This window comes from Rossellomorea sedimentorum, assembly GCF_046237645.1.
In the GTDB taxonomy this organism is placed as follows: Bacteria; Bacillota; Bacilli; order Bacillales; family Bacillaceae_B; genus Rossellomorea; species Rossellomorea sedimentorum.
The window spans coordinates 3,292,551-3,305,874 of sequence record NZ_CP143546.1 but is presented as its reverse complement, the minus strand read 5'-3'; the positions used below and the strand labels follow the sequence as shown (position 1 = coordinate 3,305,874).

Sequence of the window (13,324 nt, the reverse complement as noted above, 5' to 3'; positions counted from 1 at the left end):
GGGAAACTTTTTCCCATGCAAATATACTTTATCTCCCACAGTTTTACAGATCTTATTTCAAATTTTCAGGATTAAGCTGTTCCAATTCAGGAAGAGTGAAATGGCCGTCTTTGCGAATGAGGACGTCATCAAAGTAAATCTCTCCTCCACCGTACTCCGGCCGCTGAATCATGACCATATCCCAATGGATGTTGGAATGATTTCCGTTGTAGGCCTGCTCATAGCACTCACCAGGGGTAAAGTGGAAACTGCCATCAATTTTTTCATCGAACAGGATATCCTGCATTGGATGGAGGATATAAGGGTTGACGCCGATTGCGAATTCGCCGATATAACGGGCGCCTTCATCCGTATCAAATATCTTATTGATTCTCTCTGTATCGTTGGCTTCCGCGTTAATGATTTTACCGTTTTCAAAAGTCAGTTTGACGTTTTCAAATGTAAAACCGTGATAAGGGGAAGGTGTGTTATAAGTGATTGTTCCATTAACCGAGTCTTTCACAGGAGCGGTATATACTTCACCATCCGGTATATTCAAGCGGCCTGCACACTTAACCGCAGGTATGTCCTTAACGGAAAACGTTAAATCCGTTCCTTCGCCGGTAATGCGCACCTTATCCGTCTTGTTCATCAACTCAACCAGGCTGTCCATCGCTTTATCCATCTTCGCGTAATCCAGGTTGCATACATTAAAATAAAAATCTTCAAATGCTTCCGTACTCATCTTGGCCAGCTGAGCCATCGAAGCGTTCGGGTATCTCAGTACGACCCATTTTTTCTTCGGCACGCGGATATCACGGTGGACTTTCTTCCCGACTGTGTTTCCTTGGATTTTCATTTTATCATCCGGTACATCAGCCTGCTCGTTAATATTATCTCCGGATCGAAGGCCAATGTAGGCATCCATTTTATCCATTACATTCGCCTCAAACTCAGCCATCATTTCATATTGCTCTTCTTGAGCCCCCATCAACAGTGAGCGGTCCACCACATGATCTTTCAGTGATACAAATGGGTACCCTCCTGCCTCATAAGCTTCTTTTACTAAGGCCGTGACAAGCTCGCGCTGCAAGCCGAAGTTCTCAATTAACACTTTTTCACCTTTCTGCAGCTGAACAGAATAGCGGATTAAATTTCTCGCCAGCTTTTCAATGCGCGGGTCTTTCATCTATGTATTCCTCCTAGAGCATGATTCTTTGCTTTATAGCAAAGTTGTATTTTTAAACCTAACCATATTGTAACCGAAAATGGATTTCTTTTTATATAGAAAGATTATCTGTTCTATTCAGGTTAGGTAAAAGTGGCGGAACTGAGCCAGGCTCAAAAGGGTGGATCTGAGCCAGGCTCAAAATAGACTGGGACGGCCATTTACTAAAAAAACAAAAGAGGGAGATAATAAACTGGAAAATCATGCAGGATTTTCAGGTGCCAGTGGAGAAACTAGTGTTTAAGGACACTTAGTGCCGGGTATAGAAATTCTATAAACAGGAGGTGCTGTAAAGATGGAAATCATTTTATATTTAAGTGTGGCAGTGATCGCCATTGCGTTTTTAGTGTTGGTAATCAGCCTGACTAAAACCCTTAAGTCGGTTCAAACGACTTTAGATAGTGTTTCCCATACTTTAGACGGTTTGGAAACACAGCTACAGGGAGTGACAAAAGAATCTGCGGATCTCCTACATAAGACCAACAAGCTTGCTGAGGATATCCAGCAGAAGTCTGAGGAGTTGAACACGGTTGTCTATGCAGTGAAGGATGTGGGCAGTTCCATACAGGGCCTGAATTCTTCGGTGAAAAAGGTGACAACATCCATTTCAACGAATCTTGAAAAGAACCAGGACAAGATATCTCAATTTGTTCAGTGGGGAAAAGCAGCAATGGAGTTGCGTGATAAATGGAAGACAAAAGAAAAACCTTATCACGGGACAAGAAATGCTTATGCAGCCGAAGAGGCGAGAGCTTCTGCAGAGATAGACAGACGCGAAAAAATGATTCGCAGGGCAAGACAAAACTAATATAAATACCAAGGGGAGGATGTTACGATGACACAAGAACAAAATGAAGTGTACCAAAACCAGGTCAGCCATGGCCATCCAAATGGAGGCAGCAATAACGGAGGCAGCAATAACACTACTCATGAAGGAAGCATCAATGCGAAGGACTTCTTGATTGGTTCCTTGATTGGCGGCATCGTGGGAGCAGCGACAGCTTTATTCATGGCTCCAAAGTCCGGAAAAGAACTGCGTGAAGACTTAAATACACATGCAGGAACGCTAAAAGAGAAAAGCGGTCAGTGGAGAGAAACAGCGATGGAACGTGGAAGTGAATTCGCTGCTGCGGCTAAAGAAAGAACTTCCGGCATTACAAAAACAGTTCAGGAGCAATCAAATAACTTGGTTAATAAAGTGAAATCAAGCAATAATAATGAGAACAGTGAAGTTACAGGCGAAGAGCAGCTTCCTGTTGAAGCAGAGCAAAATGATGCGCAAGAGTTGAATCAAAGACTGGAAGAAACAAAGAAAGCATTTGATGAAACTGAGCAATCCATCCATCAATAATGAATGACGGTGTAGGCAGGAAGCTGCCTCACCGTTTTCTACTGAAAGGAGCCATAACGTTGAAAAAAATTGAATCCATTGAAGAATTCAACCAGCTTCTAGAGGGAAAAGATCAATTCTTTTTTCTAAAACACAGTTTGACTTGTCCAATCAGCGGCAGTGCTTTTGATGAGTATCAAAAGTTTGCCAAAGAAACAGAAGAGCAGGAAGCCTATTACTTGGCGGTCCAGGAATCGAGGGACTTGTCCAATCATATTGCAGAGACCTTCGGAATTAAGCACGAATCTCCGCAGGCCTTCTTGTTCAAAGAAGGAAAACCGGTCTGGCATGATTCCCATTGGAGAATCACCAGCGAAGAACTGAAAAGCCTATAAACCAAAAAAGCCTGGAGACGTTAAAATCTCCAGGCTTTCATGTATCTTTAATAAATTTATTTCATGTTTCCTTCAACCCTTTTTTTACACAGAAAGCGGCCAGCGGATTTCGAGTTTATCTCCGGTCTGGATGCTTTCATAAAACGTGGTTTCTTTTCCGTTTTTAAGTAGGATGAATTTTCCTTGGGCATTGGAAGGCATGTTGATTTCGACATGCCTGAAGAGATCTTGAAAAATAAAGCTCTCCGTTTCTTTGGGGATCGCCGTAAGTTTATCACCTGAATGAACAAGACTGCTTTCATCAAGCTTTTCTCCGTTACGATATACCTCTGTCACTTGCTTCGTAAGCTCAAGCTCCTCATTATTAAAAAATACAGTAATTTTATCACTCATATTCATTTGCTTTTTGTCCATGATCATTTTGAGAGTGGGCACATCTGTTTCTTTCATTTCAATGACATCTCCATTTTTAACGGCAGCTGATAATTTGGATTCTCTTCCATTTACCGTAACACGACCGGAAAAGGCAGGGATGAATGTCTCCTTTTCATTAATGGTGACGTGGAATGTCCGTAAATACTGAAGCAGTTTTTCATGCCCGGTACGTCTCAATGCTGCCTCTACAGATGGAAGTGGTTCAACATCAATCATGTCTCTGTCCTTCACGCTCGTTTCCAAAGATGTCGCCTTGCCGTTTACCAAGACCTTCATTTCAAACGAATAAGGGTTTCCATTTATAATGAGGGAAATTTCTGGCTGAGATTCAATCAGGTCAGAAAGCATGATATGTGGATCTGCACCATTTTCGCCTCTCATGACTGTTATTTTGTCTCCATTGTGAATCGGCTGATCAATTCCGCTTTTTACTCCATTTTTTAAAATAGATGGAGCTTTTCCATGCTTTCCGGGAAGAGTAATGGACTGGCCGTTAACGGTTACAATTTTGGCCATTCCCGGCTTGCCGTATAGTTTGTTTATTTTAAGACCGGCTGCGAGCAAACAGTCTCCAATGGTCAGCTCTTTTACCTCGAATAATCGGACAGGCTGTTCATTTACATAGGCAGTTACATATTGGACAGGTGCTTTCTTTGCTGCTATGGCAATTCCAATAGGCGTCACAAGTTCAGGGCCCTTTGACACCTGATCCATAATCTTTAAATCCTGAATGGCATCAATGCCGCGGACGGCTACCCTGTTGACCGGCAGCTGCAGGGCAGATGATAACCTTTCAGGCAGTTCGGGTGTCAGGCTTCCCCCGCCGACCAGCATTACCGCTTTAGGGGATTTCCCATTATTGAGCCTCAGTATCTCGGCTTTGATCTCTTCAGCGAGATGATTGATGGCAGGGGAAATTTTCTTCACTGCCTCTTCCCTCGAGATTTCTGTCTCAAAACCGAGGATATCAGACACTGTAATGGTTTCATGATGGATCAGGTCCCTTTTTGCTTTTTCGGCAAGCGGGAAATCCAGAAGCATTGCATCACTGATGGCTTCTGTTATTTCATCCCCTGCCGTGGGGACCATTCCGAATGCGATGATGGTGCCCATATCCGTAAGAGCAATGTCGGAAGTGCCTGCACCTATATCCACTAATGCCACATTCAACCTTCTCATTGATGTGGGGATCAATACGTTAATGGCTGCAATAGGCTCAAGTGTCAATGCCTCCATTTCCAACCCAGCCCTGTTCAATGCAGCGAGAAGGGACTCGACGACAACCTTCGGCAGGAATGTGGAGATGATTTCAACAGCAGCTTCATCACCTTGCTGATCGACAAGGCTCCCGATTTCTTCTCCATCCAGCTTATAGTAAAGAACAGAATAGCCGACGCAATAATAATGATAGGTATGGTCTGCATTCTGGGCAGCGAGAGCCTGGGCCTGCTGCACTGCACTAAGTTCCAGATGCAGGACGTCTTCTTTTGTCAGGAGAGGTTTCCCAGAGATAGGGATAGAGGCACTTGCGAACTCAGTTTTAAGAGCTCTTCCCGCTGCCGCAACACAAACTTTTCTTAGAGGGCCATGCTTTTTTTCCATTTCCGTTTTAATAGAAGTAATGACTGCTGCTACTGCTGGAACGTCGTGAATCTGACCGTCAAGCATCGCCCGTTCCTTATGTTCTTGGGAGAGAATATCAATCACTTCGTATTGTTTTTCTTCATTTTCAATCAGAATGATTCCCACTACGGATCTTGTACCAATATCGAGGGCAAAAACCTTTGTTTTCTCCGTCACTTTACACACCCACTTTAATCTATTTCACTTCAATTAACGCAGCACAATTTGCACTTAAGCACTTAATACTTTCCAGTTTAAAATCGTCTATTGTTACTCTATTTTATAATAGGCTCTTTTCGTAAACTTTGTTGCTATTTAATACAAATTTAAAAAAATATCTACTTAATTAACCAGAAATAGCCTGATAAACAAGGAAGAAAAGAGCTAATTCACCTTGTTCAGAGAACAAAGCCCTTGTCTCCAAGGGAAAAATCCGGCTCTTTGGATTTTTTCCGAGAGCAACAATATATACGAAAACAGCGTTATAATAAAAGTCACTTTATTAAGCGAAACGGAAATCATACAAATACTTTAACACGTGAATGCGTTGAAAGGATAAAGTATATTCCGTGACAATTACTGTTCATTCCATTATAATAAATCCTATTATAAAAAATGTATCATACTTTTGTAGAAAAAAGGCAAGCCGTGTTGGTTTTTCAATAGAAAAGGATGCAACATAGAGAGGATGGTTGGTTGTGAGTAATAAGGAACTTGAACAGCTGAGAAGTCAAGTCGATGAGGTGAACTTGAAACTGTTGGAAAGTATCAATGAGCGTGCACGGCTGGTTCAGGAAATCGGCAGGGTGAAAGAAAAGCAGGGATCGAACCGCTTTGATCCTGTCCGGGAAAGGGACATGCTGAACAACATTATTGACAATAATGACGGTCCTTTTGACAACACCACGATTGAGCATATTTTCAAAGAAATCTTCAAAGCTGGACTTGATCTACTTCATGACAGCCATCGCAAAGAGCTTTTGGTTTCAAGAAAGAAAAAACCGACGGATACGATTGTAAAAGTAAATGAAGAAGAAATTGGTGATGGTAACCCACACTTTATCTTCGGCCCTTGTGCAGTGGAGTCCTATGAGCAGGTTTCCGAAGTTGCCCGCGCAATCAGAGGAAAAGGGCTGAACCTTATCCGCGGCGGTGCCTTCAAGCCCCGTACATCTCCATACGATTTCCAGGGGCTGGGGCTTGAAGGATTAAAAATATTAAGAAAAGCCGCAGATGAATACAATCTTGCAGTGGTCAGTGAAATAGTGAACCCGGCAGACATTGAGCCGGCATATGATTATGTTGATGTAATTCAAATTGGCGCCCGTAACATGCAAAACTTCGAATTATTGAAAGCCGCAGGCGCTGCAAGAAAACCTGTACTCCTCAAGCGGGGACTCTCTGCAACGCTCGAAGAATTCATGAATGCGGCTGAATATATCATTTCGCAAGGGAATGGTGATATTATCCTTTGTGAAAGAGGGATTCGAACGTATGAACGTGCTACAAGGAATACTCTTGATATTTCTGCCGTGCCGATTTTGAAGAAAGAAACCCATCTTCCTGTATTTGTCGACGTGACTCACTCTACAGGCAGACGTGATCTATTGCTCCCTGCAGCTAAAGCAGCACTTGCAATCGGAGCGGATGGGGTAATGGCAGAGGTTCATCCTGATCCGGCTGTGGCCTTGTCTGACGCTGCGCAGCAAATGAATCTGGAACAGTTTGATCATTTCTTTTCCGAATTAACCCGTGGCAAATAAGTTAATCTGCAATGGTCATCTATCCGATGGCCATTTTTTATTTTTACAAAGCTTCATTGCGGGTAGGGTATATATGTAGATTCATTGCAGTGGAGCCCCCACTCGAGTATGATATATCTATATTCATACAATGGACATGAAAAGATTTTCATTATATCTTTTAAAGTTGGTACATTAGTGTAAAATAAGGACAATCAGCAATAGAAATAGAAGGAGTGGATTCCATGAATGTAACGATATATGATGTAGCCAGGGAAGCAAATGTGTCCATGGCGACAGTTTCCAGGGTAGTTAACGGAAACCCGAATGTGAAGCCGGCAACAAGGAAAAAGGTAGTCGAAGTAATTGAGCGACTTGGTTATAGACCGAATGCAGTGGCAAGGGGTCTTGCTAGCAAAAAAACTACGACTGTGGGGGTTATCATACCGGATATCTCCAACATCTTCTTTGCGGAACTTGCCCGTGGAATTGAAGATATTGCGACGATGTATAAATATAACATCATCCTTAGCAACTCCGACCAGAACACAGAAAAAGAATTGCACCTTTTGAATACAATGCTTGGCAAGCAGGTTGATGGGATCGTGTTCATGGGTGGAAACATCATGGAAGAACATGTTCGTGAATTCGAAATGTCCCCTGTGCCGATTGTATTGGCAGGTACGGTCGAAGACTCTAAAAAAGTGCCTTCCGTCAATATCGATTATCAAGCAGCTGCCTATGATGCTGTGAAAGAACTAATTAATAAAGGCCATAAAAGAATTGCCTATGTCAGCGGCCCGTTTCACGATAAAATCAACAATGAGGCCAAACTTCCAGGGTATAAACAGGCATTGGAAGAAGCGGGGCTCGAGTTCCGTGAAGAGCTTGTAATCGAAGGAGATTACACATATGACTCTGGACTGGAAGCATGGCAGAGATTGAGCGAACTTAATGATAAGCCGACAGCCGTATTTGCCGGAAACGATGAGATGGCATTGGGAGTCGTTCATGGTGCTCAGGATGCCGGCGTAAATATTCCGGAAGAGGCTGAGGTCATCAGCTTTGATAATACAAGATTGTCGTTGATGGTTCGTCCGCAATTGACATCAATCGTGCAGCCTCTATACGATATTGGCGCAGTTGCCATGAGACTGCTGACGAAATATATGAACAAAGAAAATGTGGAAGAGCACATTGTGGTGCTTCCGCACAGAATTGAAGAGAGAGGTTCTACGAAATAAGAAGGGACCGCGGTTTAATTTTCCTTTTCTCGTATATAAAACCTTAAGGCGGTATTAATTTTATATGCTGATAAGACGTCCTGTAAATTCCACAGGGCGTTTTATTTTTATATCAAAAGGTAGTCCCAATCAGCATGTTAGCTTAAGTAATTTTTAGAATAAACCCTCCTTAATTCCTGTATAAGTAATAAGGCAGGCGAATTAGGGTAAAAGTACCTGAAATAATTACGGTTTCTGGTTTTCAAATGAATTCGGAATACCTTAAGTATGGGATGAAAAGTCTGAAAAGGAGTGGGAATGGATGTTGATTATATTTTTAGTCGTGGTGGTCGTAGGTATCGGTACTATGATTGGGCTGTTAAAAGAACAATCAAGGCAAAATAAAAAGATAATAAAACTTCTGGAAGATATTAAGGAAAACAAATAGTAGTGGAGAACTGGTGTGTCTCTATGATTCTTAAACTATTACTTTTCGCTTCACCCACTTCAAATAGAATATTCTGGAACTTTAACCCCTGAAGTTCGTATAACTACTGTAAGCAAGTTAATGAGAGACCATTAAGATTCCATCGCTATGTAAACTTAGCCACCATATTAAAGGAGAGGAGCGGTATCAATATGTTTCGGAAAATTTCATTGTTATTTGTATCCTTACTGTTTTTAGCAGCTTGTACTTCAAAAGATGTAACTTTCTCAGGACAAACAGATAATTGGGAAGCTGAGTTGATGATAACTCAAAACAGTGATACTTTTGAAAACCAGGATTTCGTGCTGGAATACAAGGGAGATGAGGTTGACTCAGTTGGCAAGATTGCCTACAACGTAGATAGTATAGGAGGCGGATTTGGAAGAGAAGGAGAGTCATTGGATGAAAATGGGTCAATTAGAGACGGTAGAGAATCCCGAGCCTCTACCGGCGAGATTCCAGAGGATGCTGAGGTGGAAGTGACAGTTGAATGGAATGGTCAGACAGAAACATTTACCTTAAACAGAGAGTAGTGATTACCTTCCATAACGCTCTTTAAGCACAAGGAAGGTTAAGTTTTTACCATGATCAGCAGCATTAGCCACTGACCATTTATTGAAATTCCCATCACTTATTATTCATAAAGTTCTGCAGCTTTAAATAATCTAAAACGGTCTGTGAATATTCATGATGAGATTCTTTCGTGTACTTAGCAATGGTATAGATTTGCGCAAGGTTTTGCAACCCTAATCGTTCGGTCATTTCTCTAAGTTCAGGGTGTTCCATGTACCGGTTCCATCCCTTTTCATTTCTATCTCTGTAAATGTCCAGTATCTCTTCTTTCGAGTAATCTTTATACTGTTCATAATGAACAAGCCCATGTTTCGGCAGCCGGTCACGGGGGGCAGGATTTTCAGCAGGATATCCCAAAGAATAACCTACAACCGGGACGACATTTGGCGGTAAGTTCAGCAGATCTCCAATTCTATCGCAATTAGCAAGCGTTGAGCCCATATAACAAATTCCCAGCCCTGCATTTTCGGCTGCTAATGCACAGTTCTGGGATGCCAGAGTCGCATCGATGGCACCTATCATAAAACTCATAAAATTATCAAAATGAACTGGAGCTTCATTGAGCTCAAGCCACTTTCTCATTCGATTGAAGTCAGCGCAAAATGTTAGGAGTACCGGCGCCTCCACCACCATGGGCTGTTCCATATGTGCGCTGAATAATTTCTTCTTGATTTCTTGGTCTCTTGTGACGATGATTGAATACGACTGCATATTTCCGCTGGAAGAAGCTCGAATTCCTGCTTCCAATATTTGTTCAAGCAGTTCTTGGCTCACTTCCTTATCTTCGTATTCTCTTATGGATCTGTGTCCATGTATGACGTCATGTAATTCCATGCAAACACTCCTTCTGTCATCTGCTGTACTATGTAGGTACCTCTTATTCTTATTCGACTACTGATATATCCCTTCCTCTTTTTTTACTTTATTCATTATGGATACTTGGATGGAACTTCTTTTCATAGGATCGTTCCGTGCATCATAACTATAAACGAGTCGACTATTGACATTATGACTGGGGGAGAATGATGAGTCTGACACGAAAGGCAAAGGAGCAGTTGGACGCACTATACAACCCTTCAAAGGCTGAACTTAAAGATGTGCTGTTGGATTTGAAGGTTACATTGCAAGAGGTAGAAGGTCATCTGAAATCCGCAGGGGAAAAGCCTTATTACAGAAAGCTTCTTTATCAAAATGAAGAAGTCGAGTTACTGATCATGAACTGGTCACAGCTTGAATGTGCCCCTCATGACCACGGCGAATCACAGGGGTGGATACAGGTATTGGCCGGAACTTCAGTAAATGCCGTTTACGAGATTGATGGAAAGGGCTGGCCTTCCCAATTGTTTGAGGAGCAGCACCACCAAGGCAAATTCTTTTATGCACCTAAAAGAGGCGTTCATCAAATGAAAGCAGAGGGAGGAAAGGAATTGGTCACTCTTCATCTGTATTCTCCTCCCATCAGCGGGATGAAGGTGTATGACCTGGAAAAGTGTGCGGTTTGTATTGTTTCTGACGACTGTGGAGCCTGGTGGCCAGAGGATCAGAAACAAAAAGTAAAAGAAATACAGTTAGAACAAAGATAGTTGAATGTTAAAAGACTCGTCAAAATCGACGAGTCTTTTTCATGGGCCGTACACGTATATAAAATGCTGTATTGCTGCTTTGCAAGACCTTATAAATGGAGCAGGGGGAAAAGTGAACTCTCTGAAATGATATTATTGAGCTTTATTATTTCCCTGCTGCTGTCTCAGCTGATAAAGGGCTTTTTCAACAGTCTGAGCGTTTTTTTCCGTGATTTCCCGTTTGCGTGGAATTTCAGGATAGATTCCTGGAGGATCTCCCCAGCTTACCGGTAGAGGCACCGGAGCTTTTTGCTGCCAGCGTTCTGTCCAGGCTTTCGGAAAGTGGGGAAGTGTGGTGCCATTACGCTCGGCCATTTCCAGCCATAGGAGACTCCATGCACGGGGAACGACACGCCAAATATCGTATCCGCCTCCGCCTACAGCTATCCACCGCCCGTCACAATATTGATGAGCAAGTTCATGGGTGATTCTTGGGATTTCCTGATAGATTTTCATGGTGGAAGACAAGTGAGTCAGCGGATCATAATAATGCGCATCCGTCCCGTTTTGGGATAGAATCACATCGGGTTTGAAAAACTTGATGACTTCCCGAAATGACGTTTCATAGGCATGCAGCCACGATTCATCTTCCGTAAAGGCATCCAGCGGAATATTAAAAGAATATCCATAGCCTTTTCCGTGTCCGCGCTCATTAATATTCCCGGTTCCAGGAAAAAGGTAGCGGCCTGTTTCGTGAATGGACAGGGTGCATACATCCGGATCGTCATAGAAAGACCATTGTACACCGTCACCATGGTGGGCATCTGTATCTACATATAGTACTCTGGCACCATACTTTTCCTGCATGTACTTAATGGCAACAGAGCTGTCATTATAAATGCAGAATCCTGAGGCTTTCCCTTTGAATCCGTGATGCAGACCGCCTCCGAAGTGGGCAGCATGCTTTGAGGACCCTCCCATTACGCAATCCACAGCTGTAAGCGTGCCCCCGACCATAAGAGCGCCGGCTTCATGCATTCCTTTGAAAATAGGGGTATCTTCTGTCCCGATGCCATAGCTTTCTGCTTTGTCTTGTGGGAGGTTTCCACTCCCCGCAGATTTGACAGCGCTTACGAAAGCGGGATCATGAATTAAATGCAGCTCCTCATCAGTGGCCAATCTTGGTTCGACGATATCATCTTTCTTCAATGCCCCCGCTTCTTCAAGTAAATCGATGGTCAGCTTGAGCCTGAATTGATTAAACGGATGGTTGTCTGAAAAGCGGTAGTCTAACAGTTTATCAGAGTAGACAAATACAGCTTCCTTTATCATGATGACATACCGGGCATGTTTGGCCAGGGAACCTCATACCCTTCTTTCTTTAAGTCTTCGATGACGGCCATTGGATTGATTGTTCTAACTCTGAATACAAGGATTTTATACTTTTCATCATTTCTGTCAGGATATACAAGCACACTGTGTATGTTTGCATTGTGATTGCGGATGATACCGGCCACTTCATACAATACACCTGAGCGGTTTTCCACTTTTACCTCAATTTGTGAACCAGGCTGGTGTGCCCCTGTCAATTGAATCAGTGTGTAAAGGAGATCGGTCTCTGTGATGATGCCGACCAGCTTATTTTCTTTGACGATCGGCAGGCACCCGATGTGATGTTCGTAAAAAAGGGCAGCCGCTTCTTCAACAAAGTCGAGGGGGTGTCCTGTGATGACATTAGTTTTCATGATCAACTTTAAAGGATTCTGAAGTTCTTCCGCTGCTTTATCCTTTTGAAAGATGGATGGAGTGCCATCTTTGACATCCCTGTCACTGACGATACCGATCACGGCCATGTTGTCATCGACAATTGGTATATGCCTGATTTTCTTCTCCCTTAGTGTTTTGATCGCCTGTTCTATTGTATCATCTGCTCTTAGTGTCTCTACTTCTGTTTTCATGATTTCTTCTACTATCATGTTTCCATCCCCTTTGAGAGAGTCATTAATACATATAGCGGTTCATGAATCTCAATTTGTCAAATTGCTGGACAGAATCACTGTTGATCCTTTTCCCGATTCTGGCCATCAGGCAGTTGGCCGGATGCGAACTGATTTCAGGATCATCTGTCGCATAATATTCCAGTCCGCCTGCATTCATCATTTTCTCCATGATTTTTCGGTATTCCCAGACATTCAAGCCGGTACCTTTTAAATCCCAATGCCAGTAATATTCAGTTGTGATGATGATATAGTCTTCCATTGCATCGTCCATCATGGAAACCCGCAGCAAGTTCTTACCGACTGAAGCCCCTCTGTATTTAGGAATGACCTCAATGGCCCCCAGCTCAATCAGCTCTTCCATGTTTCCCTGGGACCATCGTTCAAGGGGATCGGGATACAAATATGTAACATAGCCTACTATCATATTGTCTTCCCTTGCAATAATGATTCTTCCTTCCGGCAGGCCGGCGATTTCTACAAGTGCCTTATGCTGTTTTTCCGGCGTGCGGAAGGCTGTCAGGTCTTCATGGAACTCCAAATCTATCATTTCATTCACTGGAACAGGACCTTCAATGATGAGATTACCTTTCGGGGTTTTCAATTCCATGGCGTTATACGTTTTTTGGTGGTTCATTTTGTCACCGCCTCAAATAATAATACATAGTCATTATGACATAAATCCAGCCGCTATAATAGAAGAGCAAACCCCTCTATTAAGCCTTTTATATGAAATCTTTCATATTGGGA

The 13,324-nt window shown here is 42.8% G+C and carries 14 protein-coding genes; 8 read left to right on the top strand and 6 right to left on the bottom strand.

Translation table 11 applies throughout. The annotated features are described in order from the left end of the window. Positions 1-52: 52 nt before the first annotated feature. Positions 53-1,168 (bottom strand): aminopeptidase, encoded by a 1,116-nt coding sequence (locus V1502_RS16240; RefSeq protein ID WP_409251670.1) that lies wholly within the window; start codon positions 1,166-1,168, stop codon positions 53-55. Between the two features lie 334 nt (positions 1,169-1,502). Here V1502_RS16240 and V1502_RS16235 point away from each other — a divergent pair, with 334 nt between their 5' ends. Genes V1502_RS16235 through ytxJ form a run of 3 tightly spaced genes read left to right on the top strand, consistent with a single transcriptional unit; the run spans position 1,503 to position 2,932 of the window. Beyond that, positions 1,503-2,015, top strand: coding sequence for a DUF948 domain-containing protein (locus V1502_RS16235; RefSeq protein WP_409251669.1), 513 nt, complete (start codon positions 1,503-1,505; stop codon positions 2,013-2,015). Between the two features lie 27 nt (positions 2,016-2,042). Continuing rightward, on the top strand, positions 2,043-2,558 hold the full coding sequence (locus V1502_RS16230) for a YtxH domain-containing protein (protein WP_409251668.1): 516 nt from the start codon (positions 2,043-2,045) through the stop codon (positions 2,556-2,558). Between the two features lie 53 nt (positions 2,559-2,611). Next, positions 2,612-2,932, top strand: a complete 321-nt coding sequence (ytxJ, locus tag V1502_RS16225; RefSeq protein ID WP_409254372.1) for a bacillithiol system redox-active protein YtxJ — start codon at positions 2,612-2,614, stop codon at positions 2,930-2,932. Positions 2,933-3,016: 84 nt separating this feature from the next. Here the strand turns inward: ytxJ and V1502_RS16220 are convergent, their stop codons facing one another. After that, positions 3,017-5,167 carry a cell division protein FtsA gene (locus tag V1502_RS16220; RefSeq protein WP_409251667.1) on the bottom strand — a complete coding sequence of 717 codons (2,151 nt, stop codon included), beginning with the start codon at positions 5,165-5,167 and terminating at the stop codon, positions 3,017-3,019. A gap of 521 nt (positions 5,168-5,688) precedes the next feature. Here V1502_RS16220 and V1502_RS16215 point away from each other — a divergent pair. The 4 genes from V1502_RS16215 (at position 5,689) to V1502_RS16200 (ending at position 8,975) form a co-directional block, all read left to right on the top strand. After that, a complete protein-coding gene (locus V1502_RS16215; protein ID WP_409251666.1) occupies positions 5,689-6,753 on the top strand; it encodes a bifunctional 3-deoxy-7-phosphoheptulonate synthase/chorismate mutase in 1,065 nt (354 codons plus the stop codon). 224 nt (positions 6,754-6,977) lie between these two features. Then, entirely contained in the window at positions 6,978-7,976 is a 999-nt protein-coding gene (ccpA, locus tag V1502_RS16210; protein WP_409251665.1) for a catabolite control protein A, read from the top strand. Between the two features lie 301 nt (positions 7,977-8,277). Continuing rightward, on the top strand, positions 8,278-8,403 hold the full coding sequence (locus V1502_RS16205; protein WP_409251664.1) for a hypothetical protein: 126 nt from the start codon (positions 8,278-8,280) through the stop codon (positions 8,401-8,403). 191 nt (positions 8,404-8,594) lie between these two features. Continuing rightward, the gene (locus V1502_RS16200; RefSeq protein ID WP_409251663.1) at positions 8,595-8,975 is read left to right on the top strand and encodes a hypothetical protein; all 381 of its coding nucleotides are present in this window, start codon (positions 8,595-8,597) and stop codon (positions 8,973-8,975) included. 94 nt (positions 8,976-9,069) lie between these two features. On the opposite strand, the gene V1502_RS16195 is transcribed toward V1502_RS16200, so the two are convergent. After that, a complete protein-coding gene (locus V1502_RS16195; RefSeq protein ID WP_409251662.1) occupies positions 9,070-9,849 on the bottom strand; it encodes a nitroreductase family protein in 780 nt (259 codons plus the stop codon). A gap of 191 nt (positions 9,850-10,040) precedes the next feature. On the opposite strand from V1502_RS16195, the gene V1502_RS16190 reads away from it, so the two are divergent. Continuing rightward, positions 10,041-10,598 (top strand): cysteine dioxygenase, encoded by a 558-nt coding sequence (locus V1502_RS16190; RefSeq protein ID WP_409251661.1) that lies wholly within the window; start codon positions 10,041-10,043, stop codon positions 10,596-10,598. Between the two features lie 132 nt (positions 10,599-10,730). On the opposite strand, the gene V1502_RS16185 is transcribed toward V1502_RS16190, so the two are convergent. Genes V1502_RS16185 through V1502_RS16175 form a run of 3 tightly spaced genes read right to left on the bottom strand, consistent with a single transcriptional unit; the run spans position 10,731 to position 13,211 of the window. Next, on the bottom strand, positions 10,731-11,909 hold the full coding sequence (locus V1502_RS16185; RefSeq protein WP_409251660.1) for an acetoin utilization protein AcuC: 1,179 nt from the start codon (positions 11,907-11,909) through the stop codon (positions 10,731-10,733). After that, positions 11,906-12,553 (bottom strand): acetoin utilization AcuB family protein, encoded by a 648-nt coding sequence (locus tag V1502_RS16180; RefSeq protein ID WP_409251659.1) that lies wholly within the window; start codon positions 12,551-12,553, stop codon positions 11,906-11,908. Before V1502_RS16180 ends, V1502_RS16185 begins: the two co-directional genes overlap by 4 nt. 25 nt (positions 12,554-12,578) lie before the next feature. Further along, entirely contained in the window at positions 12,579-13,211 is a 633-nt protein-coding gene (locus tag V1502_RS16175; RefSeq protein ID WP_409251658.1) for a GNAT family N-acetyltransferase, read from the bottom strand. Between the last annotated feature and the right edge of the window lie 113 nt (positions 13,212-13,324).